The sequence below is a fragment of the Comamonas antarctica genome (assembly GCF_013363755.1).
In the GTDB taxonomy this organism is placed as follows: domain Bacteria; phylum Pseudomonadota; class Gammaproteobacteria; order Burkholderiales; family Burkholderiaceae_C; genus Comamonas; species Comamonas antarctica.
In genome coordinates, this window is record NZ_CP054840.1 from 3,597,772 (window position 1) to 3,623,528 (window position 25,757).

Annotated in this window: 24 protein-coding genes and 1 riboswitch; of the genes, 12 read left to right on the plus strand and 12 right to left on the minus strand. The window is 65.8% G+C overall.

Annotation, left to right across the window (positions count from 1 at the left end; genetic code table 11):
• Positions 1-115 precede the first annotated feature (115 nt).
• Together HUK68_RS16745 and HUK68_RS16750 are read left to right on the plus strand one after the other, a co-directional pair.
• Positions 116-1,474 carry a M23 family metallopeptidase gene (locus HUK68_RS16745; RefSeq protein ID WP_244146192.1) on the plus strand — a complete coding sequence of 453 codons (1,359 nt, stop codon included), beginning with the start codon at positions 116-118 and terminating at the stop codon, positions 1,472-1,474.
• 85 nt (positions 1,475-1,559) lie between these two features.
• Positions 1,560-2,687 carry an anhydro-N-acetylmuramic acid kinase gene (locus tag HUK68_RS16750; RefSeq protein ID WP_175505225.1) on the plus strand — a complete coding sequence of 376 codons (1,128 nt, stop codon included), beginning with the start codon at positions 1,560-1,562 and terminating at the stop codon, positions 2,685-2,687.
• Positions 2,688-2,690: 3 nt separating this feature from the next.
• On the opposite strand, the gene mdtD is transcribed toward HUK68_RS16750, so the two are convergent.
• From mdtD to rplM, 4 genes are all read right to left on the minus strand, one after another.
• The gene (gene mdtD, locus HUK68_RS16755) at positions 2,691-4,058 is read right to left on the minus strand and encodes a multidrug transporter subunit MdtD (RefSeq protein ID WP_175505226.1); all 1,368 of its coding nucleotides are present in this window, start codon (positions 4,056-4,058) and stop codon (positions 2,691-2,693) included.
• A gap of 103 nt (positions 4,059-4,161) precedes the next feature.
• Positions 4,162-4,527: an iron-sulfur cluster insertion protein ErpA gene (gene erpA, locus HUK68_RS16760; protein WP_175505227.1), complete on the minus strand. Its 366-nt coding sequence runs from the start codon at positions 4,525-4,527 to the stop codon at positions 4,162-4,164.
• A 192-nt stretch (positions 4,528-4,719) separates the two neighbouring features.
• A complete protein-coding gene (rpsI, locus tag HUK68_RS16765; RefSeq protein ID WP_175505228.1) occupies positions 4,720-5,112 on the minus strand; it encodes a 30S ribosomal protein S9 in 393 nt (130 codons plus the stop codon).
• A gap of 11 nt (positions 5,113-5,123) precedes the next feature.
• Positions 5,124-5,552 carry a 50S ribosomal protein L13 gene (rplM, locus tag HUK68_RS16770; protein ID WP_175505229.1) on the minus strand — a complete coding sequence of 143 codons (429 nt, stop codon included), beginning with the start codon at positions 5,550-5,552 and terminating at the stop codon, positions 5,124-5,126.
• A gap of 267 nt (positions 5,553-5,819) precedes the next feature.
• On the opposite strand from rplM, the gene HUK68_RS16775 reads away from it, so the two are divergent.
• Positions 5,820-6,686 carry a 23S rRNA (adenine(2030)-N(6))-methyltransferase RlmJ gene (locus tag HUK68_RS16775; RefSeq protein ID WP_175505230.1) on the plus strand — a complete coding sequence of 289 codons (867 nt, stop codon included), beginning with the start codon at positions 5,820-5,822 and terminating at the stop codon, positions 6,684-6,686.
• 127 nt (positions 6,687-6,813) lie between these two features.
• Here the strand turns inward: HUK68_RS16775 and HUK68_RS16780 are convergent, their stop codons facing one another.
• The 7 genes from HUK68_RS16780 to HUK68_RS16810 all read right to left on the minus strand — a co-directional run bounded on the left by HUK68_RS16780 (position 6,814) and on the right by HUK68_RS16810 (position 15,366).
• Positions 6,814-7,602 (minus strand): septal ring lytic transglycosylase RlpA family protein, encoded by a 789-nt coding sequence (locus HUK68_RS16780; protein ID WP_315124707.1) that lies wholly within the window; start codon positions 7,600-7,602, stop codon positions 6,814-6,816.
• Positions 7,603-7,651: 49 nt separating this feature from the next.
• On the minus strand, positions 7,652-8,491 hold the full coding sequence (gene metF, locus HUK68_RS16785) for a methylenetetrahydrofolate reductase [NAD(P)H] (RefSeq protein WP_175505231.1): 840 nt from the start codon (positions 8,489-8,491) through the stop codon (positions 7,652-7,654).
• Complete coding sequence (locus HUK68_RS16790) at positions 8,488-9,270, minus strand: TlyA family RNA methyltransferase (RefSeq protein WP_175505232.1); 783 nt, start codon at positions 9,268-9,270, stop codon at positions 8,488-8,490. The genes metF and HUK68_RS16790 overlap by 4 nt, the downstream gene beginning before the upstream one ends.
• Before the next feature lie 227 nt (positions 9,271-9,497).
• Positions 9,498-10,928 (minus strand): adenosylhomocysteinase, encoded by a 1,431-nt coding sequence (ahcY, locus tag HUK68_RS16795; RefSeq protein WP_175505233.1) that lies wholly within the window; start codon positions 10,926-10,928, stop codon positions 9,498-9,500.
• Between the two features lie 63 nt (positions 10,929-10,991).
• Positions 10,992-11,104: riboswitch (S-adenosyl-L-homocysteine riboswitch) on the minus strand.
• A 46-nt stretch (positions 11,105-11,150) separates the two neighbouring features.
• The gene (locus HUK68_RS16800; protein WP_175505234.1) at positions 11,151-12,377 is read right to left on the minus strand and encodes an MFS transporter; all 1,227 of its coding nucleotides are present in this window, start codon (positions 12,375-12,377) and stop codon (positions 11,151-11,153) included.
• Between the two features lie 92 nt (positions 12,378-12,469).
• A complete protein-coding gene (locus HUK68_RS16805; RefSeq protein ID WP_175505235.1) occupies positions 12,470-13,813 on the minus strand; it encodes a cytochrome P450 in 1,344 nt (447 codons plus the stop codon).
• Positions 13,810-15,366: a hypothetical protein gene (locus HUK68_RS16810; RefSeq protein WP_175505236.1), complete on the minus strand. Its 1,557-nt coding sequence runs from the start codon at positions 15,364-15,366 to the stop codon at positions 13,810-13,812. The genes HUK68_RS16805 and HUK68_RS16810 overlap by 4 nt, the downstream gene beginning before the upstream one ends.
• A 313-nt stretch (positions 15,367-15,679) precedes the next feature.
• Between HUK68_RS16810 and HUK68_RS16815 the strand changes: the two genes are divergently transcribed.
• The 7 genes from HUK68_RS16815 to HUK68_RS23300 all read left to right on the plus strand — a co-directional run bounded on the left by HUK68_RS16815 (position 15,680) and on the right by HUK68_RS23300 (position 23,341).
• Positions 15,680-17,305 (plus strand): peptide chain release factor 3, encoded by a 1,626-nt coding sequence (locus HUK68_RS16815; RefSeq protein WP_175505237.1) that lies wholly within the window; start codon positions 15,680-15,682, stop codon positions 17,303-17,305.
• Between the two features lie 17 nt (positions 17,306-17,322).
• Positions 17,323-18,132, plus strand: a complete 810-nt coding sequence (locus tag HUK68_RS16820) for an HAD-IIB family hydrolase (protein ID WP_175505238.1) — start codon at positions 17,323-17,325, stop codon at positions 18,130-18,132.
• Positions 18,133-18,309: 177 nt separating this feature from the next.
• Complete coding sequence (locus HUK68_RS16825; RefSeq protein ID WP_175505239.1) at positions 18,310-19,296, plus strand: TRAP transporter substrate-binding protein; 987 nt, start codon at positions 18,310-18,312, stop codon at positions 19,294-19,296.
• A gap of 149 nt (positions 19,297-19,445) precedes the next feature.
• Complete coding sequence (locus HUK68_RS16830; RefSeq protein ID WP_175505240.1) at positions 19,446-19,961, plus strand: TRAP transporter small permease; 516 nt, start codon at positions 19,446-19,448, stop codon at positions 19,959-19,961.
• A 27-nt stretch (positions 19,962-19,988) separates the two neighbouring features.
• Positions 19,989-21,275 carry a TRAP transporter large permease gene (locus HUK68_RS16835; protein ID WP_175505241.1) on the plus strand — a complete coding sequence of 429 codons (1,287 nt, stop codon included), beginning with the start codon at positions 19,989-19,991 and terminating at the stop codon, positions 21,273-21,275.
• Positions 21,276-21,480: 205 nt separating this feature from the next.
• Positions 21,481-22,023, plus strand: a complete 543-nt coding sequence (locus HUK68_RS16840; protein WP_175505242.1) for a hypothetical protein — start codon at positions 21,481-21,483, stop codon at positions 22,021-22,023.
• 181 nt (positions 22,024-22,204) lie between these two features.
• A complete protein-coding gene (locus HUK68_RS23300) occupies positions 22,205-23,341 on the plus strand; it encodes a DUF2135 domain-containing protein (RefSeq protein WP_244146193.1) in 1,137 nt (378 codons plus the stop codon).
• Positions 23,342-23,406: 65 nt separating this feature from the next.
• On the opposite strand, the gene HUK68_RS16850 is transcribed toward HUK68_RS23300, so the two are convergent.
• The gene (locus tag HUK68_RS16850; protein ID WP_175505243.1) at positions 23,407-23,604 is read right to left on the minus strand and encodes a hypothetical protein; all 198 of its coding nucleotides are present in this window, start codon (positions 23,602-23,604) and stop codon (positions 23,407-23,409) included.
• A gap of 255 nt (positions 23,605-23,859) precedes the next feature.
• Between HUK68_RS16850 and HUK68_RS16855 the strand changes: the two genes are divergently transcribed.
• Together HUK68_RS16855 and HUK68_RS23305 are read left to right on the plus strand one after the other, a co-directional pair.
• A complete protein-coding gene (locus HUK68_RS16855) occupies positions 23,860-24,414 on the plus strand; it encodes a hypothetical protein (protein WP_175505244.1) in 555 nt (184 codons plus the stop codon).
• A complete protein-coding gene (locus tag HUK68_RS23305) occupies positions 24,407-25,732 on the plus strand; it encodes a DUF2135 domain-containing protein (RefSeq protein ID WP_244146194.1) in 1,326 nt (441 codons plus the stop codon). Before HUK68_RS16855 ends, HUK68_RS23305 begins: the two co-directional genes overlap by 8 nt.
• Positions 25,733-25,757 lie beyond the last annotated feature (25 nt).

Genomic DNA, 25,757 nt, shown 5'->3' on the forward strand with positions numbered 1-25,757 from the left:
TAGGGTCCCCGTATCGGCATGTGCCGAATGGCTTCCACCCCCTGGACCGCGCGTCCTGCCACATCTTCTCATGACCGCCCGCCTGACTTGACGCGCACCGACACGGGAACTCATTTTGAAATCTGGCCTGATCCTCGCTGGCACTTCGGTGCTCGCCCAGCTTCGCAATACCCTGCAACGCCACCCCAAGCGTGTCACTGCCGCAGTGGCCGCCGTGCTGCTTTCCGGCGGTGGCGGCGCCTTTGCCGTGGCCTCGCTCGGTCCTGATCCAGCCGACCTGCCGGTGCGCACCCTGACCCAACAGGTCGCTTCGCTGGCCGACGACACCCCCCTGGTCGAGCTGACCGAACTGCAGGATTTCGCGCTCTATCGCTCCGACCTGTCGCGCGCCAATGACAGCGCCGAAGCCCTGCTGCAGCGCCTGGGCGTTGCCGACCCCGAAGCTTCGGCCTACCTGCGCAGCAACGAGCAGGTGCGTCAGAACCTGCTGGCCCGCGGCGGCCGCCTGATCTCTGCCGAAGCCACCAACGACCACCAGCTGACGCGACTGACGGCGCGCTGGGCGCCCGACGAAGAAAGCAGCAAGTTCCAGCGCCTGGTCGTCGAGCGCCAGGGCAAGGGTTTCGTGACGCGCCTGGAAACCGGCGACCTGGTGGCCAACCAGCGCCTCGCCGGCGGCACCATCCAGAGTTCGCTGTTTGCCGCCACCGATGCGTCCAACATTCCCGACTCCGTGGCATCGCAACTGGCCGAGGTGTTCAACGGCAAGATCGATTTCCGCCGCTCGCTGCGCAAGAACGACCGCTTCACGCTGGTCTATGAAACGCTCGAAGCCGATGGCGAACCGCTGCGCAGCGGCCGCCTGCTGAGCGCCGAATTCAACAACAACGGCAGCATTCACCAGGCCATGTGGTTCCAGGAACCCGGCACCAAGGGCGCGTACTACGGCCTCGACGGCTCAAGCCTGGAGCGCTCCTACCTGTCGGCACCGCTCGCGTTCTCGCGCGTCAGCAGCGGTTTTGCCATGCGCTTCCACCCGATCCAGAAGACCTGGCGCGCGCATGCGGGCACCGACTTCGCCGCGCCCACGGGCACGGCAGTGCGCACCGTGGCCGATGGCGTCGTCGAATTCGCCGGCGTGCAAAACGGCTATGGCAACGTGATCTTCGTCAAGCACCCCGACAACAACGTCACGGTCTACGCCCACCTGAGCCGCATCGATGTGCGCCGCGGTGCCAGCGTCGCGCAGGGCACAACCCTGGGCGCCGTGGGCTCGACCGGCTGGGCGACCGGCCCGCACCTGCACTTCGAAGTGCGCGTCAACGGCAAGGCCCAGGACCCCATGACCGTCATCGGCCAGGCCCAAGCGGCCCGCCCGGTTTCGGCTGCAGCCCGCGCCAGCTTCAACCGCCAGGCCGCGCAGATGCGCCTTGCGCTCGAATCCGCCCAGCAGACCCTGGCCAGCGCCGAATAAACTGCCGCCCGCTTCTGCCCGAAAAGCCGCTGCCCAGCGGCTTTTTTCATGCCTGTCCCGATGTCCTGCCGCTACCATTGCCTGCATGCCTGCTGCCTCCACCACTCCTGATCTGTATATCGGCCTGATGTCGGGCACCTCGCTGGATGGCGTCGACGGGGTGCTGGTTGATTTCCAGGGCCGCTTGAAGGTATTGCAGCATGCGAGCTGCGGCTTCGATGTCGGACTGCGCGCCGAGCTCCTGGCACTCAATGCGCCGTGCGACAACGAGTTGCACCGCGCAGCGCTGGCCGCCAACGCGCTCGTGGGCTGCTATGCGCAGGTCGTGCAACGGCTGCTCGAGCGCTCGGGTCTGCCGGCCAGCGCGGTGCGTGCCGTGGGCGCGCATGGACAAACCGTGCGCCACCGCCCGCAGATGTTCGGCGGCACCGGCTACACGCTGCAGCTCAACAACCCGGCGCTGCTGGCCGAACGCTGCGGCATCTGCGTCGTTGCCGATTTCCGCAGCCGCGACGTGGCCGCGGGCGGCCAGGGCGCGCCGCTGGTACCGGCCTTCCACCAGAGCGTGTTCGGCCATACCGGACAGACGCTGCTGGTGCTCAATATCGGCGGCATCTCCAACCTGAGCGTGCTGGCGGCCGATGGCGCCGTGGGCGGCTTCGACTGCGGCCCGGGCAATGCGCTGATGGATGCCTGGTGCCAGCGCCACACGGGCCAGGCCTATGACGACAACGGCGCCTGGGCCGCGAGCGGCAAGGTGCTGCCGGCGCTGCTGCAGCGGCTGCTGGACGAACCCTTCCTGCAGCAGTTGCCGCCCAAGAGCACGGGCCGCGATCTTTTCAGCGCGCGCTGGCTGCAGGAGCAGCTGGCCGGCCTGCCATCCGGCACGCGCGCCGAGGACGTACAGGCCACGCTGACCGAGTTCACGGCGCGCGCCTGCGCCGACGCTGCCGGGCGCTGGGGCATGGGCGCGCAGCAACTGCTGGTCTGCGGCGGCGGCGCGCTCAACGGATACCTGCTGTCACGGCTTGCGGCGCTGCTGCCCGGGGTCGACGTGCAGACGACCAGCGCGGCCGGCCTGCCGCCACTGCAGGTCGAAGCCGCGGCCTTTGCCTGGCTTGCGCGCCAGACCCTGCTGGGCCTGCCCGGCAACCTGGCCCGCGTGACCGGTGCCCACGGACCGCGCGTGCTGGGCGCGATTTACCCCGCCTGAGGCTCAACTGCCCCGTTCGAGCCGGGCAAAGACCGTGGCCGAGAACAGCGTCAGCACGCCCATGCAGACAAAGGTTGCCTGGAAGGCATGCAGCACGTCTTCGGGCCGCGCCTGGCCCCACAGGCCGTGGAATCCCGCCAGCACGGCCCCGGCGATGCCCACGCCCAGGCCCATGGCCAGCATCTGCACCATCGACAGCAGGCTGGTGCCGCTGCTCGCATGGTGGGCTTCAAGGTCTTTGAGCGTGACGGTGTTCATGGCCGTGAACTGCATGGAGTTGGTGGCGCCAAACACCAGCAGCTGCAGGATGCGCAGCCACTGCGGCTGATCGGGCGATACCAGCGCGAAACTGGCGATCATCAGCGCCAGCAGCAGCGTGTTGCCCACCAGCGTGCGCCGGTAGCCCCAGCGGCCGATCAGCGCCGATGCCACGCGCTTGACGGTCATGCTGGCAATGACCGTGGGCAGCATCATCATGCCGGCCTGCATGGGCGAAAAGCCCAGGCAGACCTGCAGCACCAGCGGAATCAGGAACGGGATGCAGGATCCGCCCAGGCGTGAGAACAGGTTGCCCAGCAAGCCGATGCGCAGGCTGCGCACCGCGAACAGCGTGGGCGCAAACAGCGGATCGGGCCGGCGCGGCGCATGCCACCAGTAGGCGAGCAGGCTGGCCACGCCCGCGCCCAGCAAGGCGGCCGACCCGATCGCGCCCAGCAGCGCATGGCCTTCGAGCGCCATCGATACCGCGACCATGGCGAACGCCAGCATGCCATAGCCCAGGCCGTCGAAGCGCCGGCTCGGGATGGGTTCGGCATCGCGCATATGGCGCAGCGTGGCCAGCAGGCCGAGCACGCCCACCGGCACATTGACCAGGAAGATCCAGTGCCATGAGGCGTATTCGACCATCCAGCCCCCCAGCGTCGGCCCGATCAACGGACCCACCAGGCCCGGCAGCGTGACGAAGCTCATCGCCTTGAGGAACTGCTCGCGCGGAAACGCGCGCAGCACCGCCAGCCGCCCCACGGGCAGCAGCAGCGCGCCGCCGCAGCCCTGCACGATGCGCGCCAGCACCAGCTGGTTCAGGCTCGCGGCAATCGCGCACAACAGCGAACCGAGCACGAACAGCGTGATCGCCGTCAGATACACGCGGCGCGTGCCGAAGCGGTCCGCGACCCAGCCCGAGGCCGGAATGACCAGCGCCATGGTCAATGAATAGGACACGATCACCGACTGCATGCGCAGCGGGCTTTCGCCCAGCGCCAGCGCCATGGCCGGCAGCGCGGTGTTGACGATGGTGGCATCCAGCGTCTGCATGAAGAAGCCCAGCGCCACCAGCCACAGCAGCACCGAATTCGAGCGAACAAGCGTCATGGGAAAGGGTCGGACTCGCCTACCGACGTAAAAAAACCGCCTGAAACAGGCGGTTGGGCAGAGGGCCCTGCAGCATGCAGGGCCAGCTGGAGTGTTGTGGGGCTCAAGCCGAGAAGCTCGAGCCGCAGCCGCAAGTGGTGGTCGCGTTCGGATTCTTGATCACGAACTGCGCGCCCTGCAGGTCTTCCTTGTAGTCGATCTCGGCGCCGACCAGGTACTGGTAGCTCATCGCGTCGATCAGCAGCGACACGCCGTTCTTGGTCATGGTGGTGTCGTCTTCATTGGTGATTTCATCGAATGTGAAACCATACTGGAAGCCCGAGCAGCCGCCGCCTTGCACGAACACGCGCAGCTTCAGCTCGGGGTTGCCCTCTTCGGCAATCAGGTCTGCCACCTTGGCCGCAGCGCTGTCGGTGAAGATGATGGGAGAGGGCATTTCGCTCTGGATGTTTTCTGCAACGGCGCTCATGTGGGTACTCCGGTATTCAGGTTTGAGGGGAATGGTAATGCAAACCGCTCGGGAATTCCGGCCGCCGCCACTTGCCTCCAAGGCAAGTGGGGCCTTTATCCCGCGGCTGCCGCCCAAAAGCAAAAAGCCACCCGAAGGTGGCTTTTCTTGCGCCTGCCGCAAAGGCTGCGGCAGACTGCAGGACTTGTCGGCTTAACGCTTCGAGAACTGCTTGGCGCGGCGAGCAGAGCGCAGGCCGACCTTCTTACGTTCGACTTCACGGGCATCGCGCGTCACGAAGCCGGCTTGGCTCAGGACGGGCTTCAGGCCTGCGTCATAGTCGATCAGGGCACGGGTGATGCCGTGACGGGCAGCACCGGCCTGGCCGGATTCGCCGCCGCCGTGCACATTGATCTGCACGTCGAAGGCTTCGAGGTTTTCCGTGAGTGCCAGCGGTTGCTTAGCAATCATGATGGAAGTTTCGCGGCCGAAGTACTGCTGAATGTCTTTGCCATTCACAGTGATCTTGCCGGAACCCTTCTTCAGAAACACGCGGGCGACGCTGGACTTGCGACGGCCGGTGCCATTGTTCCAATCACCAATCATCTCAAGGCTCCTTAGATTTCCAGCGCTTTGGGCTGCTGTGCGGTGTGGGGATGCTCAGCACCGCCATACACCTTGAGTTTCTTGATCATGGCATAGCCCAGGGGACCCTTGGGCAGCATGCCCTTGACGGCCTTTTCCAGGGCGCGACCGGGGTGCTTCGACTGCATGTCACGGAAGTTCGTGGCAGTGATGCCGCCGGGGAAGCCGGAATGACGGTAGTACACCTTGTCCAGGGACTTGGTGCCGGTCACTTTGAGCTGGGCAGCGTTGATGATGACGATGAAGTCGCCGGTATCAACGTGAGGTGTGTAAATGGCTTTGTGTTTGCCGCGCAGACGGAGGGCAACTTCGCTGGCTACCCGGCCGAGCACCTTGTCGGTGGCGTCAATCACAAACCACTCGTGTTGCACCTCAGCGGGTTTTGCGCTGAATGTAGACATGAGATTTCTCTTTTCGATAAGAGGGTTTGACGGTCCTTTTCCACGGTCGGCGCTTCTCTGAAGGAAGCCTCTTAGGTGGCGATGCACCCGGCATTGCATGCCCGATTGCACTCCGCCGCGGGACCTGAAAATCGCTGCGAAGCCCGCCATTATACGAAATGCCGCAACCCTTGTCCTGCATGTCCCTCGGCCGGCATGTAAAAATACCCGCCCATTCCCAAAGACCTGCGCGCTTGCCTCCTGGCGGCGGCTGGTTACCATTGCTCCATGTTCAGTTACCGCCACGCCTTCCATGCGGGCAACCACGCCGACGTGCTCAAGCACGCGGTGCTGATTGCCACCTTGCAATACCTCACGCAGAAAGACGCGGCGCTGACCGTTCTGGACACGCACGCCGGCGCCGGCCTGTACCGCCTCGACGGCGACTACGCCAGCAAGAGCGGCGAAGCCAGCGAAGGCGTGCTCAAGCTCGCAGCCACGCCGGCTGAAGAACTCGCGCCCATCCTGCAGGAATACCTGGCGATGGTGCGCTCCTTCAACCAGGGCGCCAACATCCGCAACTACCCGGGCTCGCCCTTCATCAGCCAGGCCCTGCTGCGCCCGCACGACAAGCTCAAGCTGTTCGAGCTGCACCCGACCGACATGCGCTCGCTGGCCGGCAACGTGACCCAGCTCGAAGCCGGCCGCCAGTTGGCGGTGCTGCACGAGGATGGTTTCGAAGGCGTGAAGAAGTTCCTGCCGCCGGTGTCGCGCCGCGCGCTGCTGCTGTGCGACCCGAGCTATGAATTGAAGACCGACTACGGCCGCGTGCTCGACATGGTGGCCGACAGCCTCAAGCGCTTCCCCACCGGCACCTACGCCGTGTGGTACCCGATCATTCCGCGCCCCGAAGCGCACGACCTTCCGCGCCGCCTCAAGACCATGGCCGTCAAGGCCGGCAAGAGCTGGCTGCATGTCACGCTCACCGTGAAGAGCAACAAGACCTCGGAGCGCGGCGGCCTCCCGGCCAGCGGCATGTTCATCATCAGCCCGCCGTTCCAGCTCAAGGAACAGCTCAAGCCCGCCATGCCGCAGCTGGTCAAGCTGCTGGGCCAGGACGGCAACGCCACCTTCTCGCTCGAGTCGGGCGGCTGACCCACCGGCGTACCGGTCGAAGGGCTGCCGAGCACCCTGAGCCTGTCGAAGGGCCTGAGCTTGGCGAAGGGCACGCTGTCGAAGGATGACGGGCCTGCCGTCAAGCGACAGATGGCATGCCGCCCGTTCAGCGCCGGCGCACCGGCTTCTTCGCCGGCGCCTTCCTGCTCGCCAGCGCGCGCGCGGCCTGCGGCGCCGGTTGGTCCTCGGCGGCCACGCGCGTATCGTCGCCTTCGTCGAACATTTCCGGGCACTCCTCCTCGTCCTTGTCGAGCTGCCACAGCTCGACCGGCTTGATGCCCAGGCCCACCATGCCCAGCGCCTCGGCCGCGCCCTGGCTCAGGTCGATCACCCGGTTGTGGGAAAACGGGCCACGGTCGTTGATGCGCACCACCACCGCCTTGCCCGTGACGGAGCTGCGCACGCATACGCGCGTGCCGAACGCCAGCGTGCGGTGCGCGGCCGTGAGGTCCTGGCTGTCGAAACGCTCGCCGCTGGCGGTACGCCGGCCATGGAAGCGCGGGCCGTACCAGGAGGCAAGTCCTTGCTGGTCGCTTTCGCGCGGCGGCGACAGTTCGTAGGGCGAGGAAGCTGCCGGCTCTGCGGGCACTGCGGGCTCGGCCACGGGCGACGGGATGGCGCGGGGCAGGCGCGGCTTGCGCGGCGGGGGCGGCGCGGGTTGCTCGAAAGGCTCCAGCGGCTGGAGCGAAGTGGAAGCCTCCGGGCAGGGCTGGGTCGTGGTGTCGCCCTCGCCACCGCCCACGGGCACGCGGCAGGTGGCCAGCGCGTCCTCGACTTCATTGGCCACGGGCAAGGGCGCACAGGCCGCGAGCCACATCGACATGCCGATCAGCCCGCACCAGCGGCGCCATCGCCCCGGTTCACGCCGCATCAAGCGGCTCTTGCTTTCATCCATTGGTCTTCCTGGAGAAGCGGCCCAGCGCCGCAACGCCCGACCGCAATGGTCATAACCCCAGCCGCTCGCTGATGGCCAGCACGGCCGCGCTCTGGTTCATGGTGTAGAAGTGCAGGCTCGGCGCGCCCTGACGGCGCAGACGCTCGCACAACTCGGTCACGACATCGAGGCCGAAAGCCTTGATGGAGGCAGTGTCGTCGCCATAGCCTTGCAGCTGCAGGCGGATCCAGCGCGGGATCTCGGCGCCGCAGGCATCCGAAAAACGCAGCAGCTGGGTCGAACTCGTGATCGGCATGATGCCAGGGACCACGGGAACATCCAACCCCATCGCGCGCACGCTGTCGACAAAGCGGAAGTAGGCATCGGCATTGTAGAAATACTGCGTGATGGCCGAGTCGGCGCCGGCCTGCACCTTGGCGGCAAACGCCTGCAGGTCGGCCTGGGGCGAGCGCGCCTGGGGGTGCATCTCGGGGTAGGCGGCCACTTCGATATGGAAGGCGTCGCCGAATTCCGCACGGATGAAGGCCACCAGATCGCTCGCGTACTGGAACTCGCCGCCCAGGCCGTAGCCGCTGGGCAGGTCGCCACGCAGCGCGACCAGGCGCGAAATGCCCATCGCCTGCAATTGGCGCAGCTCGGCGCGCACGCTTTCGCGCGTCGCGCCGACGCACGAGAAGTGCGAGGCCGCGCTCATGCCTTCCTGCTGGATTTCCTGTACCAGGCTGAAGGTGCCCGACTGGGTCGAGCCGCCTGCGCCGTAGGTCACCGAGCAGAACTCGGCGCGGCGCACGGCCAGTTGCCGGCGCACGGCGCGCAGCTTTTCCGCGCCTTCGGGGGTCTTGGGCGGGAAGAATTCGTAGCTGATGGGTAATGCGTTGCCGTGGATCATGCGCCCCTCCGCGCGTGCACGAAGAATTCGCGGTTGCCGTCGCCGCCGGTGATCGGGCTGTCGATCCAGCCGCGCACTGCGAGGCCGAGTTCGGCCAGGCACTCGCGGATGCGCTTCTCGACCACGGCATACGAGGCCGGATCACGCACCAGGCCGCCCTTGCCGATGTGCTCGGGCTGCAGCTCGAACTGCGGCTTGACCAGCATCAGCAGGTCGCCTTCGGGCGCGAGAAACGGCACCACGGCCGGCAGCACCAGCGTCTGCGAAATGAAAGACAGGTCGCCGACAATCAGCCCGAACTGCTGGCTGTCGTCGGGCGCGCCCTCGAAGGCGCCGGCGTCCAGCAGCGTGTCGATGTCGAGCGTGCGCGCATTGACGCGCTCGACGCAGACGATCTTCTCGTGGCCGCGCAATGCCAGGTTCAGCTGGTCATGGCCCACATCCACGCCAACCACGCGCTCGGCCCCCTGCTGCAGCAGGCAATCGGTGAAGCCGCCGGTCGATTGGCCGACATCGAGGCACCACTTGCCCTGCGCCGACACCTTGAACGACGCCAGCGCGGCTTCGAGCTTGAGGCCGCCGCGCGACACGTAGCGCGCCTCGGCCACATCCAGCAGCCGCAGCTCGGCATCGCCGGCGAGGTCTTCGCTGTTCTTCTTGATGCCCTGCCATACGCCGGTGGCCGCGGTGCGCCATTCGACGCCCGAGGCAATCAGGCGCTGGGCCTGTGCACGCGAAGCGGCAAGGCCCTGGTCTACTAGCAATTGATCGGCACGCATGGAGAAAATCCGTCTCAAAAAAGAAATCGCCGCCGAGGGTCACCGACCACCGGCAAAGCCGCCCCCTAGGACGCGAAAACTTTCATAGAGCTTGCAAGACGCATGGCCTATGAACTGGCGCGGCCCAGCATGGAGGCAGCGAGGAAGGGCCGCCCCGCACCGAGGCTGCCGTCCCCCTCCACCGAAGGATGAGAGGGGGAAGCGACGTAAGTCGCTCAGGGGGTGCATCAATACCTGTATGTGTCAGGCTTGTACGGGCCCTGCTTTTGCACGCCGATGTAGGCGGCCTGGCTGTCGGTCAGCTCGGTCAGCATCGCGCCGACCTTCTTCAGGTGCAGGCGTGCGACCTTCTCATCGAGGTGCTTGGGCAGCACGTAGACCTTGCCGACGGCATACACGTCCTGCTTGGTGAACAGCTCGATCTGGGCAATCGTCTGGTTGGCAAACGAGGCGCTCATCACGAAGCTGGGGTGGCCGGTGGCGCAGCCCAGATTCACCAGGCGGCCCTTGGCAAGCAGGATGATCTTCTTGCCGTCGGGGAAGGTGATGTGGTCGACCTGGGGCTTGATCTCTTCCCACTCGTACTGCTCGATCGACGCGACGTCGATCTCGTTGTCGAAGTGGCCGATGTTGCAGACGATGGCCTCGTCCTTCATCGCGACCATGTGCTCGTGGCGGATGATGTCGCGGTTGCCGGTGGTGGTCACGAAGATGTCGGCCTTGTCAGCCGCCCACTCCATGGTCACGACCTTGTAGCCTTCCATCGCCGCCTGCAGCGCGTTGATCGGGTCGATTTCCGTGACCCAGACCTGGGCGCTGAGCGCGCGCAGCGCCTGGGCGCAGCCCTTGCCCACGTCGCCATAGCCAGCGACCACGGCCACCTTGCCGGCGATCATCACGTCGGTGGCGCGCTTGATGCCGTCGACCAGCGATTCGCGGCAGCCGTAGAGGTTGTCGAACTTGCTCTTGGTGACCGAGTCGTTGACGTTGATGGCGCGGAACAGCAGCGTGCCCTTGGCCGACATTTCATTGAGGCGGTGCACGCCGGTCGTGGTTTCCTCGGTCACGCCGATGATCTCGGCCGACTTGCGCGTGTACCAGCTGCCGTCTTCGGCGAGCTTGGCCTTGATCGCCGCGAACAGGATGGTTTCCTCTTCGCTGCCGGGGTTGGCCAGCACCGACAGGTCCTTCTCGGCCTTCTGGCCCAGATGCATCAGCATGGTGGCATCGCCGCCATCGTCGAGGATCATGTTCGGGCCTTCTCCGGGCGTGCCCTTGGCGCCGAACTCAAAGATGCGGTGCGTGTAGTCCCAGTAGTCGGCCAGGGTCTCGCCCTTGATGGCGAACACCGGCGTGCCGCTGGCGGCGATGGCCGCGGCCGCATGGTCCTGCGTCGAGAAGATGTTGCACGAGGCCCAGCGCACCTGCGCGCCCAGCGCCTGCAGCGTCTCGATCAGCACGGCGGTCTGGATCGTCATGTGCAGCGAGCCGGTGATGCGCGCGCCCTTGAGCGGCTGGGCCGCGGCGAATTCTTCGCGGATCGCCATCAGGCCCGGCATTTCGGTCTCGGCAATCTTGATTTCCTTGCGGCCCCAGGCGGCAAGGGAAATATCGGCAATGACCGAATCAACAGGGGTCAGGGGAACAGCTGCGTTCATGGTTTTCTCCGTTACGGATGGCAAAACCACGCTCTGGGGGGAAGGCACTCACCGCACAGACGACGTGGGTGAGCGTCGTTGCGAACGCCGGGCCGGGGGCCGCTGGCGGGTTCCGAGCCTCACGCACCGCCGGGCACCGGATGGTGCGGGGGTGCGCTGCAACGCTCCTCGGAAAACCGCCATTCTACAAAATTTCCCAATCCCGCGAAGCGCGGGCGGAAGTTAGGCCCCGGCCTTCGCGAGCTGGCGCACCCGCAATGCCATTGCCAGCACCGCCGCCAGCAACACCAGCATGAAGGCCACCAGCCCGGACCAGCCGGTGTTCTGCATGAACCAGCCGCTGCCCGCGCCCAGCAGGCTCGAGCCCAGGTAATAGCCCAGCAGATAAAGCGACGACGCATGGCCCTTGGCTTCGCGCGCGATCCGCCCGACCCAGCCGCTGGCCACCGAATGCGCAGTGAAGAAGCCGATGGTCATCAGCACGATGCCGGCAACGATCGCGGCCAGCGCCGGCGCGAGGGTCAGCAGCACGCCCAGCGCCATCAGCGCCACGCCGGCCAGCAGCACCGGCGCGCGCCCGAAGCGGTCGGCCAGCGCACCGGCGACCGGCGAGGCAATGGCGCCGAACAGATAGGCATAGAACACATGGCTGACCTGCAGCGGGCTCAGCGAATAGGGCGTGCCGGCGAGCAGAAAACCCAGGTAGTTGTACATGCCGACGAACACGCCCATCAGCCCGAACGCAATCACGAACAGGCCCAGCAGCCCGGGCTGCGCCAGGTGCCGGCCCCAGGCGCGCAGGTGATAGGCCGCACCCAGGCCGGTCTTGCGCACGAAGTTGCGCGAGACCGGCAGCAACAGGTAGAAGCCGATGGCCGCCAGCAGGTTGACCAGGCTCAGCGCGGCCAGCGCAATGTGCCAGTCGACATATTCGCTCATCACGCCCATGGCCACGCGCCCCAGCATGCCGCCCAGCGCCGAGCCGCCGACATAGAGGCCCATCGCGAAACCCAGGCCGCGCGGCTCGATCTCCTCGGACAGGTAAGCCATCGCCACGGCCGGCACGCCGCCCAGCAGCAGGCCTTCGAGCGCACGCGCCGCGAGCAGCGTCTCCCAGCTGGGCGCGAGGCTGGCGGCGAGATTGCACAGCGCGGCCAGCAGCATCGAGACGAACATCAAGCCGCGCCGCCCCAGTCCCTCGGACAGCGCACCCGCCAGCACGATGGCCACCGCCAGGCAGCCCGTGGTCAGCGACAGCGACAGCGCGCTGCTGGCCGGCGTCACGCCGAAATGCGCCACGAATGCCGGCAGCAGCGGCTGCACGCAATACAGCAGCGAGAACGTCGCGAACCCGGCAAGGAACAGCGCCAGGCTGATGCGGCGGTAGGCCGGCGTTCCGCGCGCGACCCAGGAGGCTTGCGGCGCGGCGCCGCTGGAAGGGGAAGACATGGCCAGAGCAGAGAAAAAAAGCAGACCCCGCGATTGTGCGGTGCAACGCAGCTTGCGCCGCAGCGCGGCTGCCCGCCTCCCCGCCGCAGGCGCTATCGGTGCGGCAGCGACCGCCGCTCCTGCACGACCATGGGCACGCCGCCGCGTGGCCCCAGGCTCAGCGCACGGCGCTCATGCACCGGGGGCTGCTTGTCCAGCAGGCGCAGCCGGTGGCCGCGCACGATGCTGGCCACCACCACCTTCAGCTCATACATCGCAAAGGCCGCGCCCAGGCAGCGGCGCGCACCGCCGCCAAAGGGAATGTATTCAAACGACGAATATTTGCGCTCGGCAAAGCGTTCGGGCCGGAAGCGCTCGGGTTCGGGATAGAGCGCAGGCCGGGCATGCAGCAGCGCGCTCGAAGCGCGCAGCACTTCGCCCGCCGGGATCGTGTAGCCCAGCAAGGCAAATGGCTTGCGCACGACCCGTGCCGAATCGACCACCGGCGGGTACAGGCGCAGGCACTCCTTGCAGACCATTTCAAGATACGGCAGCGCCGCCAGCGCGTCAGGCGCGGGCGCCGGGCCCAGGTCCTTGATTTCCTGCGCGACCCGCGCCAGCACCGCCGGCTCGCGCCCCAGCCAGTGGAAGATCCAGGCCAGCACGGTGGCCGTCGCCTCGTGCCCGGCAAACAGCAGCCCGCGCAGCTGGTCGAGGATTTGCGCGTCGTCCATGCCCGAGCCATCGTCGTAGCGCGCGGCCAGCATGCGGCCCAGCAGATCGGCGCCCGACGCCGCGCCAAGGCGGCGTTCGCGCATCTGCTCGCGCAGCAGCGCACCCAATGCCTCCACCGCGCGCTGGTTCCTGGCCCAGGGCCCCCAGCCGCTCAGCACGCGGCGCGCGGAGGGAAACAGGAAAAGAATGACATGCAGGGACTCGATGAGTTCGAGCACCGCCGCGCGGGTGCGCGCGATCCGCGTCTCGTCCTGCATGCCGAACACCACCCGGATCATGATGTCCAGCGTGATGCGCTGGGTCACGTCGAGCATGCGAAACGGCTGCCCCACCGCGATCTGCGCCATCTTTTCTTCGGCAACAGCCGCCATCACCGCGCCATCGGCGCGCATCGCGGGCCCGCTGAACGCGGGCGCCAGGAGGTTGCGGTCCTGCCGATGCCGGTCGCCTGAGGTCACCACGACCGAAGCCGGGCCGAACACCGGCTCGATGAAGCTCCCGTCCCACACCTCGAAGCAGTCGGGACTGGCGGTGTAGATCGCCCGCAGCGCGTCCGGGTGGCCGGTGAAGGTGACGGGCCGCGAGAGATACGACACCCGGAACGGGTCGCCATGGCGTGCCGCCAGGCGCGCGAGCACCGGCGCCGGGGGCGTCAGCCCGGCCTGGAAGAAACTCAGCGGCCGCAGCCATTGCGGTCCGGGCGGCAGCGGCCCGCGTTTCATGCCGGCCCCAATGCCGCCGTGTCGCGCGTGATGCCGTGGCTGGCGCTGTCGATGCCGAAGAAATCCTGCGTGGCCACGGCGTGCGACAGCGTCAACTGCCGGTCGACGGCGTCAAAGACGGTGTGCACCATGGCGATGGCGATCTGCGTTTCTTCCTCGCCAAGCGGCAGGCTCTTGAACGGATGGCCGCGGGCGGGATGGTCCTCGCCTTCGGGATGCGCCAGGTAATGCCGGTCGGCCAGGTAATCGAGGCGCATGGCCGTGGTGCGCTCGATGGACTGCGCCAGCGCGCGGGTATTGGCAAAGAAGGCCTCGCCGCTGGCTTCGAGCGCCTCGAGCAGCCAGAAACGCAAGGCCGGCGATTCATGTGCAATGGCCAGCTTGGTGAAGCGGGCGATATTGCTGCGGTGCACGTCGGTGCCCGGGTCGAGGAACAGGAATTCCAGCGTGCTGCTGGCGCTCCAGCCCAGCGCGTCGTCCATGCCGAGGGCATCCCAATCGTTGAGAAACAACGCGCTGTGCGTCTCCAGCGCCTGTACCCAGCGGTTGAAGGCCCGCTCGGCGGGGCTGGCCGGCGACTTGAAACGCAGCGCGTAGCGGTTCAGGTCGCGGTAGCCCATGATGTCCATCACCCACATTGGAATGAAGCGCTGCAGGCGGTGCAACGGGGACAGCGGGCCGCTGGCCTGCAGCCACGCATAGAAGGGGTGGCGCGCCGCGCGGGCCTTGCGGCCTTCCAATACGCGTTGCACCTGGATGTTGCGGCCCGTGGCGGCAAGCTCCTGCGCCGGCGCTCCTGCCGGCTTGTGGCGCATCGGCGGCAGCGGCGCGCGCGTGCGCTGCGGCACGATTCCACGCTCGACGTAGTTGCGCGCATAGCCGTGGAAGCAGTCATGCATGCCGAAGAAGATATCGAACATCGCATTGGCCAGCGCCAGGCCTTTCTCGCGCCGCACCGGGTCGAGTTCCTGGCGGTCGAAGATGCCTTCGGACGCAATCACATGTCCGCGTTCACGCTGCAGGTGGTAATCGCCAAAATAGCGGTATTCGACCTGTGTCTGCTGGCGCAGCGCGGCCGTGATCGGGCAGATGGCGCTGAAGAAGGCGTTGCCGCAGGCTTCGCCGGCCTCCGAGTGGGCGAACCTGAGCAAGGGATCACCAGTGTCGTCCATGGCCAGGCGCGCAAAGTCGAACGCATAGCCCCGGAACGGCTCGGTTTCGGCGGCTTGGAACAGCCACCACAGCGTGTCGGATGCGCGCCAGCCCAGCTTCTCGTCGAGATGCAGCTTGCGCCAATCCTCGATGAAAAGCCGCGAGTGGGTTTCATCCTCTTCGGTATTGCCGTTGATCACTTCCTCGAACTGGTTGGATACCCCGGCAAAGCGGATGAACCACAGGTTCATGTCGCGGAAGTTCATGACGAAGTTCGCCATGATCGGCGCAATGTCGAGCTTGATGTGCGCAGGCACGCGGGGGTCGCGGATCCAGCTGAAGAACGGGTGGGCAGCGAGACGCTCCTTGCGTTGCGCGGCCAGCGCCAGAATGGTTTTCATCGCACAGCCTCCTCGTTGGCGGCAGCGCGCGTCGATGGTTCCGCGTTGCATGCCGCCGACTCGATGGTCCCAGAAGCCGGAGCCCGGCCATGCCATCCATGCAGATGTCGGCATGCCATCAACGCCGCATCGCGCATGCCCCATGGCGGCCGCGTTTATTCCCGCCGCGCCCCATTGCTGCGCTGTGGTCGCTAAAATCCTGGTCTTCCCCGGGCCCCGTCTGCCGGCGCTGTACCAGCGCCCCGCACGTATGCGCGCCTGTCCGCCTCCCTGCCGCACGCTTTGCCGCGAGCGGCCACGCACCCGTACCAAAGTGTCCTACGCTTCTGAAACCCGGCGCCGCCGCACGTTCGCCATCATTTCCCACCCGGACGCGGGCAAGACCACGCTGACCGAAAAGCTGTTGCTGTTCTCGGGCGCGATCCAGATCGCGGGCGCCGTCAAGGGCCGCAAGGCCAGCCGCCATGCCACGTCCGACTGGATGGAAATCGAAAAGCAGCGCGGCATCTCGGTGGCCTCGTCGGTCATGCAGATGTCGTACCGCGACCATGTCGTGAACCTGCTCGACACCCCGGGCCACAAGGACTTCTCCGAAGACACCTACCGCGTGCTGACGGCCGTCGACTCGGCACTGATGGTCATCGATGCGGCCAACGGCGTCGAAGCCCAGACGCGCCGGCTGATCGAGGTCTGCCGCCAGCGCGACACGCCCATCATCACCTTCGTCAACAAGATGGACCGCGAAGTGCGCGACCCGCTGGACATCATGGACGAGGTCGAGCGCGAACTCGGCATGCCCTGCTGCCCCATGACCTGGCCCGTGGGCCAGGGCAAGAGCTTCGGCGGCATCATCAACCTGCGCACGCGCACCATGACGGTGTTCGAATCGGGCAGCGAGCGCCGTCCGCAGGATTTCGAGACCATTCCACTGAGCGATGTCGACAAGCTGCGCGCGCGCTTCGGCGACACCTTCGACACCGCGATGGAAAGCATGGAACTGGCCGTGGGCGCATCGCCGGAATGGGACCATGAGGCATTCCTCGCCGGCAAGCTGACGCCGGTGTTCTTCGGCTCCGGCGTGAACAACTTCGGCGTGATGGAAGTGCTCGATGCACTGGTCGACATGTCGCCCCCGCCGGGTCCGCGCACCAGCACGCTGGTGGTCAACAAGCAGCCCGTGGTCAAGACCATCGAGCCCGACGACAAGGGCTTCTCGGGCGTGGTGTTCAAGGTCCAGGCCAACATGGACGCCAACCACCGCGACCGCATCGCGTTCGTGCGCGTGGCCTCGGGCCGCTATGTGCCGGGCATGAAGCTGCGCGTGCAGCGCACCGGCAAGGACATGCGCCCGACCTCGGTCGTGACCTTCATGAGCCAGCGCCGCGAAGCCGTCGAGGAAGCCTATGCGGGCGACATCATCGGCTTCACCATCCATGGCGGCGTGCAGCTCGGCGACACCATCACCGATGGCGCGGCGCTGCAGTTCACCGGCCTGCCGTTCTTCGCACCCGAAATGTTCATGACCGTGGTGCTGAAGAACCCGCTGCGCACCAAGCAGCTGCAGCAGGGCCTGGCCCAGCTCGGCGAGGAAGGCGCGATCCAGGTGTTCAAGCCCGATGCCGGCGGCAACATGCTGCTGGGCGCGATCGGCCAGCTGCAGTTCGAAGTCGTGCAGCACCGCCTCAAGGCCGAGTACGACGCCGACATCCGCCTCGAAGCCTGCCAGTACACGGGCGCGCGCTGGATCACCGCCGACACCCCGGCCGAGCTGCGCGAATTCGAGAACGCCTATGTGCTACGCATGGCGCACGACGCTGCCGGCACCCTGGCCTACCTGTGCACCTCGCCCTACGACGTGCGCCTGGCCCAGGAGCGTTTCCCCAAGATCCACTTCCATCCGCTGCGCGAGCACGCGGGCTTGTCGCTGAGCAACAGCTGATTGAGATTGCCGTTTTGATGTCCCAGGAAAATTTGCTGCCTTTGGCGCAGTGGCCCCGCCCTGCTGCGGGCCAGTTGCTCGGTGTGCTCACCGATATCGACGACACGCTGACCACCGAGGGCGAAGTGCCCGAACATGTGGTCGCATCGATGGCCGCGCTGCACGCCGCCGGCCTGAAGATCGTGCCCATCACCGGCCGCCCGGTGGGCTGGAGCGAGCCGTTCGCGCGCGTCTGGCCGGTCGATGCGATCGTGGCCGAAAACGGTGCCGTGGCGCTGCGCCGCAACGCGCAAGGCGGCCTCGACAAGCTGTACCAACAGGATGAAGCCACGCGCCGCGCGAACTACGCGCGCATGCAGCAGGTGCTCGAACAGATCGAGGCTCAGGTACCCGGTGCGCGCCGCGCCACCGACTCGGCCGGCCGCGAATGCGACATTGCCGTCGACCACAGCGAGTTCACCCATCTGCCCCAGGCACAGATCGACGAATGCGTGGCCATCATGCGCGCCGCCGGCATGAATGCCACCGTGAGCTCGATCCACATCAACGGCTGGTTTGGCGCGCACAACAAGTGGGAAGGCGCGCAGTGGATCGTGCGCACGCTGTTCGGCCGCGACCTGGCCGGCGAACTCGACCGCTGGGTCTACATCGGGGACTCCACCAATGACCAGCTGATGTTCGAGCGTTTCGGCCACAGCTTTGGCGTGGCGAACATCGCACGCTTCGTGCCCCAGCTCACCCACCTGCCGCGCTACGTAACGCCCAGCGAGCGCGGCGACGGTTTCGTCGAACTCTCCAGGGCGATCCTGGCCACCGCCAACGCTTGACGCAGACCATAGCCCGCGCCATTGGCGATGGCATCCATCGCCAATGGCGCATGGGCTGTCGCACGAATGTCGGCAATGTCCGACAACGCCCGTGCAATGGCCTCTTGTTCCAAGGCAACAGCACCTAAAATGCGCCAGCATTCCCGTTCCTATTCCTTACCCACAAGAGACAATGCCATGCGCCTGATTCGCCGTTCCTTTGTTGCCACCTGCGTTGCGGCCGCCGCTGCTGCCGCTGCCATGCCGGCCCTTGCCCAGTCCAAGGAAGTCAAGATCGGTTACGCGCTGGCAATCAACTCGCACTATGGCGCGGCCGCCCAGGCCTGGGCCGACTCGGTGGAAAAGAGCACCAGCAACGCGTTCAAGTTCAAGCAGTTCCCGGCCTCGGCCCTGGGCGGCGAGCGCGAGCTGATCGAAGGCCTGCAGCTGGGCACGGTCGAGGCGGTGATCGTCTCCACCGGCGCGCTGAGCAACTTCGTGCCCGACGTCGGCGTGGTCGACATCCCCTTCCTGTTCCGCGACACCGCCCATGCGCGTGCCGTGCTGGACGGCGCCTTCGGCCAGGACCTGCTGGGCAAGTTCCACAAGCGCGGCCTGATCGCGCTGGCCTGGGGCGAACAGGGCTTTCGCCACCTGACCAACAACAAGCACGCGGTGCAGAACGTGGCCGACCTCAAGGGCCTGAAGATCCGCGTGACGGAAAACCCGGTGCACATCACCGCCTTCCGCACCCTGGGCGCTTCGCCCACGCCCATGTCCTGGCCCGAAGTGATCGGCGCGCTGCAGCAGGGCACCATCGACGGCCAGGAAAACCCGATCTCGGTGCTGTCGTCGGCCAAGCTGTGGCAAGTGCAAAAGCACCTGACGCTGAGCGCGCATGTCTACGCGCCCGTGGCGCTGATCGTCTCGCCCAGCTTCTGGGGCAGCCTGAACGACGCGCAGAAGGCCGCGTTCACGCAAGGCGCCAAGAGCGGTGCGATGGCCTCGCGCGCGTTTGTCGACGCCGTCGAGAAGAAGGGTGTCGAGGAAGCCAAGTCGCACGGCATGCAGGTCGTGGAAAAAGTCGACCAGGCCGCATTCCGCAAGGCCCTCGAGCCGGCCTACAAGCAATACGCCACCAAGTTCGGCCAGAAGACCCTGGACGCGATCTCGAATACCAAGTGAGCCTCGGCGCAGCCGGGCCCGCCGCGGCCCGCGCTGTGCATCGCACCTGCCGGAGCGTTCCGGCGGGCGCGCACCCCCAGGGGTGATTCCTTTTCAGAAAGCGGCTGCGCCTGTGCCTCCCGGCACGCGCCATGACAGCCGATATGCCTATGCTTGAACGAATCGAACGCGCTCTGGTCGCCTGCAACCGCTGGCTGCTCATCGTGCTGCTGCTGGCCATGGCCTGCATTGTCTTTGCCAACGTGGTGCTGCGCTACACCACCGGCGACTCCATCGTCTGGGCCGAAGAAGTCGCGCGCCACATGATGATCTGGGTCACCTTCCTGGGCTCGGGCCTGGTGCTGCGCTTTGGCGGCCATGTCGCCATCGACAACCTGCACCGCGCCGTGAGCACCCGCAGCGCGCGCTTCCTGCGCGCCGTCGTGGTGCTTGGCATTGCGGGCTTCTGCGTGTTCATGACCTATTTCTCGGTGCTCTACGTCTGGGCCACACGCTTCCAGACCACGGCCGCCACCGACATCCCGATTTCCTATATCTATCTCGCGATGCCCGTGGGCTTCGTGCTGATGCTGGTGCACCTGCTGTTTGTCGCCCGCAACTACATCACGGCCGGCGATTACGCCCAGTCCGACGAGATGAATGCGGACGCTGCCGCGTCCATCTGAAGACCCATCAAAAGAGGTTCAAGCACCATGGGTATCACCCTTTTCATTGCCATCATCGTCCTGCTCGTGCTGGGCTTTCCGGTGGCCTTCGCGCTGGCCATCTCGGCCGCGCTGGCCGTGCTGGTCGGCGGCCGCTATCCGCAGCTGGTCGTGTTCAAGGAAATGTTCACCGGCATCGACAGCTTTCCGCTGATGGCCGTGCCGTTCTTCATCCTCTCGGCAGAACTGATGTCGGGTGGCGCGCTGACGCATGTGCTGCTGCGCTTCGCGGCGCAGTTCGTCGGCCACCTGCGCGGCGGCCTGGGCTATGCCAACGTGCTGTCGCTGACCTTGTTCTCGGGCATTTCCGGCTCGGCCCTGGCCGATGCCGCGGGCCCGGGCTCGATGATGGTCAAGATGATGGACAAGGCCGGCTATGCGCGCCCCTACTCGGCCGCGCTCACCGCCAGCACGGCGGTGGTCGGGCCCATCATTCCTCCTTCGGTGAGCATGATCATCTATGCGATGCAGGACGAGAATGTCTCGGTTGGCGGGCTGTTCATGGCCGGCTTCATTCCCGGCATCCTGATCGCGCTGGCCATGGCCGGCGTCAACTGGTGGGTCTGCAAGAAGCGCAATTACCATTCGTCCGAACCGCGCCCCTCGGCGCGCGAGATGTGGGTCACCAGCTTCAAGGCGATTCCTGCGCTGATGCTCATCGTGCTGATCGTGGTCGGTATCCGCTTCGGCATCTTCACGCCGACGGAAGCCTCGGTGGTCGCGGTGTTCTATGCGCTGGTCTGCGGCAAGTGGATCTACCGCACGCTTGAATGGAAGGCGATTCCCGGCATCACCGCACGCTCGGCGATGCTCACGGCTTCGGTGCTGCTGGTCATGGCCACCTCGGCCGCGTTTGCGTGGGTGCTCACCGTGGAAGGCATACCGCAGTACCTGTCGCAGCTGATCATCAGCTGGGAGCTGTCGCCGGCGCTGTTCCTGGTGGCGGTCAATATCCTGCTGCTGGTGTTCGGCATCTTCATGGAGCCGCTGCCCGGCGTGATGATCCTGGTGCCCATCCTGGCGCCGATTGCCTTCAGCCTGGGCATCGATCCGACGCACTTCGCCATGGTCGTGATCGTCAACCTGACGCTGGGCATGATCACGCCGCCCGTGGGCGGCCTGCTGTTCGTGACCGCGGTCGCGACGCGCGTGTCGATCACCGACCTGACGCGCGAGATGCCGCTGTTCCTGCTGGCCCATCTCGCCGTGCTGATCCTGCTGACGTTCATTCCCGAACTGTCCACCTGGCTGCCGCATTCGCTGGGCTTCCAGTAAGCCGCACGCAAAGCTCGCCCTGCAAGGCCCCGCATGTCGGGGCCTTTTTCATGCCGCATCGCCAGGCGCGAGTGAGCTTGCTTCCGTCTCTGAAATATGGACTTCGGGAGTTGGATTGGCAGTTTCACAATCGCGTCAGGGACACGGCCATTGCGCGCATTGCTGCTGCCCCACCCTCGGCATTTCCTCACGCAGGGAGATGAACATGAAGCAACTTTGGAAATGGGGATGGCCCGGCGTGCTGGTGGTCGCCATGATCTCGGCCTGTAGCGGAGATGGCAAAGGCTCGGACCGCGTTGCCGGCGGCGCGCCAGCGCCTGCCAACTTCAAAGAAGCCTTTACCAAGCTCGAGAATGCGGGGAAATTGCCCATCCTCGACCGCAGCGACAGCCTCGCAGGTCCTGACATCAACGCCAATGGCGTGCGCGACGATATAGACCGCTATATCGACAGCAAGCCCGGCACCCAGGCGCAGAAAAACAGCCTCAAGGCCTTGAGCCGGGTCTTGAACCAGGCCATGACGGTAGATACCAAGGACCCGAACGCGCTGCGAAGTGTGGCCAACAGCCTCAACACTTCGGTAGGTTGCATGTGGAAGGCTTATCCCGCCGGCGCGGCCTCACCCCTAGGGGACGAAATCGAAAAGCTGACGGTAAACACGCGGGCTCGCTATGACGCCTATATGAGATTCAACTCTGCGATGAACGGCTCGGTGATCAGCGAAGACAAGGAGTTGCACTGTGACTAAACACATTTGCGCACGGTCGGTCGCCACCTGTCTTTGGGCCGCCCTGCTGCTGGCCACGACGTTACCTGTTCAGGCTGTCGAAGGCAATATCTGTGAAGCTCGCGGTTATACGGTGGGCTTCTTCAACGGTGTATGGAATACCACTCGGAAGGCCATCAATGGGCGATATTTCCTGAAGGAGTTGCTGGGGAACGATTACAACGGCGAGCACGTTGAATACAAGAACTTCTACAACACCACCGGCACGGAAAACGGCGCCACCATGGCGCAGGACATTGCCGAGGTATTCATCCAGCGCGCCAATGAAATCGACACCAGCGGCGAGCTGGCGCGGCGCTTCGAGTATCTCTGGGATGCCGCCACCGACCCGAAGCGCCCCTTGATGACGCAGCTGCGCGATGCACTGAGCATTCCCGTCGCGCTTCTGGAAAATATCTATACCGCGATTTCCACCAAGCTGGTTGCGGGCCTTGCCACGCTGCTGAGCCACCCGCCGACGGCGCTGGACCAGGCCCAGCACCGCCTGACCGTCGACACGCTGGTCACCGAAGGCCAGAAGATGCTGTTTGTCGCGCATTCGCAAGGCAATCTGTTCCTGAACCCGGCCTACGACTATGCCAAGACCCGGCTTGGCACCAACAGCATCGCCGCCACGCATATCGCGCCAGCCTCGCTCACGCTGCGCGGCCCGCACCTGCTGGCCGATATCGACCTGGTGATCAACGGCCTGCGCCTCTTCGGCTGGAACAGCGTGCCGGAAATCAACCTGGTGCTGCCGACGTCCGATACGGACCCCAGCGGCCACACGCTGTTCAACACCTATCTCGACGCAAGCCGTCCGGGCCGCGAGCGTGTCAAGCAAATGGCCGAACAGGGCCTGGCCTCGCTGGTGACGCCCAACGCGGCGGGCAGCCGCGGATTCTTCACGACGATGCTGACCTGGGATGGTTCCGGCGATGTCGACCTGCACACCTTCGAGCCTGGCGGCGCCCATGTCTACTTTTCGCACCCGGGCGGCCAGGTCGGTGCACTGGACCTCGACAACACCGTCGCCAACGGACCCGAGCATTACTACGCTTCCTGCAACACGGCCCAGCTGCAGGAAGGCAGCTACCGCTTCGGCATCAACAACTACCTTGGCGCCACCGGGCGCACGGCCACGGTGCAGGTCACGTTCGCACAGGGCGGCCAGCCCGTGACTCGGGAGCTCGCGGTCGGCGCGGAACGCGCCACCGGCGGCAACCATGACCCGCTCCCGGTGCTGACGGTGAGCGTCGCCAGGGACGCCAACGGCAAGTTCCAGGCCACGGCGCATTGAACCAGGTCACGGCGGCGACCCAGCAACAGGAAGCTGCCTGCGGGCAGCTTTTTTGCGCGCGCCGGTCATGAAAGATGCTTTTCCATGGCCTCGACAATCAGGTCGGTCACGGTCATGTGGCGGTGCAACGCCGCCTGCTTCCAGTGCTGGCGCGTGGACTTGGGGACATTGAAGGTCAGTTTCACGATGTCGCCTGTGGAGACGCTGTCAGTCTCCGGAGTCTGCGGTGCGGCTGACTCCCGTGGTTTGTCTTTCAGAGCCATTGCATTTCCATTTGATGAGGCCCAGGGGGCGGCTGCGCCGTGCCGGCCGGAACACCGTTCCGCGCTGTCGATGAGTTGGACACGGCTCGAACCAAGTGGTTCCACTCTGAAAAAATGAAATGGGAATGGAAATGGGAATGCAGTTCTTTACATTTCCATGCGCCCCTGCGACACATCCTTACATCTGTATATATGTACCTCGTTAGCATTTCCGGACGTAAGGAGATCGACATGAAGCAACTAAGGAAATGGGGATTGCCAATCCTGGCAGCCGCCATGGTCTCGGCCTGTGGCGGGGATGGCGGGAACAATGACGGCACTGCCGGAGGCGGCGGTGGCGACAACGGCGGTGGCGGTGGCGGTGGCGGTTCCACGGCACCGCTCACGGTCAGCCAGGCCTTTGCCAAGCTCGAGGCATCGGGCGAACTGCCGGTGCTCGACCGCAGTGCCAGCCTGACCGGCACCGACGCGAATGCCGATGGCGTGCGCGACGATATCGAACGCCACATCGACAGCAAGTCGGATACCCAGCCGCAGAAGAACAGCCTCAAGTCCTTCAGCCGCTCGCTGAGCACAGCCATGACGGTCGACACGCAGGACCAGAACGCGCTGCGCAGCGTGGCCAACAGCATGAACACATCGGTGACCTGCATCTGGAAGACCTACCCGTCCGGGTCCGCATCGCCCATGGTGCGCGAGATCGAGAAGCTGACCGTCAATACGCGGGCCCGCTACGAGGCCTACATGAAATTCAACTCTGCCATGGACGGCAGCGTGCTGAAGAACGAAAGGACGGTGAACTGTGATTGAACGCACTTATGCGCGGCTGCGCGCCGCCTGCCTGCCGGCCGTCCTGCTGCTGGCCGCGGCATTCCCGGCGCATGCCGCCAATGAGAACATCTGCGCGGCACGCGGCTATACCGTCGGTTTCTTCAACGGGGTCTGGAACACCTTGCCGCAGGCCATTGACGGCCGCATGGCGCTGCAGGAACTGCTGGACGAGGAGTACAACGGCGAACCCGTGGAGTTCGAGAACTTCTACAACACCACCGGCGCGAGCAACGATGCCACCATGGCCCAGGACATTGCCGAGGTGTTCATGCAGCGCGCCAACGAGTTCGATGCCAGCGGCGAACTGGCCCAGCGCTTCGAGTACCTGTGGGATGCCGCCAGCGACACCCAGCGTCCGCTGCTGACCCGGCTGCGCGACGTCATGAGCGCGCCCGCGGTGCTCGTCGAAGGCATCTACTCGGCGATCTCGCTGAAGGTGGCCGCGACCTGGGCCAGCCTGCTGAGCAACCCGCCCACCGCGCTGAACTACGCCCAGCACCGCCTCACCATCGACACGCTGGCCACCGAAGGCCAGAAGCTGCTGTTTGTCGCGCACTCGCAAGGCAATCTGTTCGTGAACCCGGCCTACGATTACGCCAAGTCGAAGTACGCGACGGACAGCGTCGCGGTCACGCATATCGCACCGGCGTCGCTCACGCTGCGCGGCCCGCACGTGCTCGCGGACATCGACCTGGTGATCAACGGCCTGCGTGCGTTCGGCTGGAGCAGCGTGCCCGAGATCAATCTGACGCTGCCCGCGGCCGACAAGGACCTGAGCGGCCACACGCTGATCGACACCTACCTCGACGCACGTCGCGCCGGCCGTGCGCGCGTGAAGCAGATGGCCGAGCAAAGCCTGTATGCACTGGCCACGCCCACGGCGCTGGGCAGCCGCGGCTTCTTCACGACCATGCTGACCTGGGATGGCGAAGGTGATGTCGACCTGCATACCTTCGAGCCCGGCGGCGCGCATGTCTACTACTCGAACATGCGCGGCCAGGTCGGCATGCTCGATGTCGACAACGTCGTCGCCAATGGTCCGGAGCACTACTATGCGTCCTGCGATCCTGCGGTGCTGCAGGAAGGCACCTACCGCATCGGCATCAACAACTATGCGCGCGCCACCGGCCGCACGGCCACGGTGCAGGTGACCTTTGCGCAGGGCGGCCAGCCCGTGACCCGGGTGCTGGGCGTGGGCGCGGAGCGCGGCAACGGCGGCAACAGCACGCCGATCCCGGTGCTGACCGTGAATGTGGCCAAGGACGCCAACGGCAAGCTCGTCGCGACGGCGCAGTAAGCGCTGCCGGCACGCAAAAAGGCGG

Excerpts from the sequence above, each read along its gene's own strand:
- HUK68_RS16750 (WP_175505225.1), top strand. The coding sequence starts at position 1,560 with ATGCCTGCTGCCTCCACCACTCCTGATCTGTATATCGGCCTGATGTCG.
- mdtD (WP_175505226.1), bottom strand. The coding sequence starts at position 4,058 with ATGACGCTTGTTCGCTCGAATTCGGTGCTGCTGTGGCTGGTGGCGCTG.
- erpA (WP_175505227.1), bottom strand. The coding sequence starts at position 4,527 with ATGAGCGCCGTTGCAGAAAACATCCAGAGCGAAATGCCCTCTCCCATC.
- rpsI (WP_175505228.1), bottom strand. The coding sequence starts at position 5,112 with ATGATTGGTGATTGGAACAATGGCACCGGCCGTCGCAAGTCCAGCGTC.
- rplM (WP_175505229.1), bottom strand. The coding sequence starts at position 5,552 with ATGTCTACATTCAGCGCAAAACCCGCTGAGGTGCAACACGAGTGGTTT.
- HUK68_RS16775 (WP_175505230.1), top strand. The coding sequence starts at position 5,820 with ATGTTCAGTTACCGCCACGCCTTCCATGCGGGCAACCACGCCGACGTG.
- HUK68_RS16780 (WP_315124707.1), bottom strand. The coding sequence starts at position 7,602 with ATGGATGAAAGCAAGAGCCGCTTGATGCGGCGTGAACCGGGGCGATGG.
- metF (WP_175505231.1), bottom strand. The coding sequence starts at position 8,491 with ATGATCCACGGCAACGCATTACCCATCAGCTACGAATTCTTCCCGCCC.
- HUK68_RS16790 (WP_175505232.1), bottom strand. The coding sequence starts at position 9,270 with ATGCGTGCCGATCAATTGCTAGTAGACCAGGGCCTTGCCGCTTCGCGT.
- ahcY (WP_175505233.1), bottom strand. The coding sequence starts at position 10,928 with ATGAACGCAGCTGTTCCCCTGACCCCTGTTGATTCGGTCATTGCCGAT.
- HUK68_RS16800 (WP_175505234.1), bottom strand. The coding sequence starts at position 12,377 with ATGTCTTCCCCTTCCAGCGGCGCCGCGCCGCAAGCCTCCTGGGTCGCG.
- HUK68_RS16805 (WP_175505235.1), bottom strand. The coding sequence starts at position 13,813 with ATGAAACGCGGGCCGCTGCCGCCCGGACCGCAATGGCTGCGGCCGCTG.
- HUK68_RS16810 (WP_175505236.1), bottom strand. The coding sequence starts at position 15,366 with ATGAAAACCATTCTGGCGCTGGCCGCGCAACGCAAGGAGCGTCTCGCT.
- HUK68_RS16820 (WP_175505238.1), top strand. The coding sequence starts at position 17,323 with ATGTCCCAGGAAAATTTGCTGCCTTTGGCGCAGTGGCCCCGCCCTGCT.
- HUK68_RS16825 (WP_175505239.1), top strand. The coding sequence starts at position 18,310 with ATGCGCCTGATTCGCCGTTCCTTTGTTGCCACCTGCGTTGCGGCCGCC.
- HUK68_RS16830 (WP_175505240.1), top strand. The coding sequence starts at position 19,446 with ATGCTTGAACGAATCGAACGCGCTCTGGTCGCCTGCAACCGCTGGCTG.
- HUK68_RS16835 (WP_175505241.1), top strand. The coding sequence starts at position 19,989 with ATGGGTATCACCCTTTTCATTGCCATCATCGTCCTGCTCGTGCTGGGC.
- HUK68_RS16840 (WP_175505242.1), top strand. The coding sequence starts at position 21,481 with ATGAAGCAACTTTGGAAATGGGGATGGCCCGGCGTGCTGGTGGTCGCC.
- HUK68_RS16850 (WP_175505243.1), bottom strand. The coding sequence starts at position 23,604 with ATGGCTCTGAAAGACAAACCACGGGAGTCAGCCGCACCGCAGACTCCG.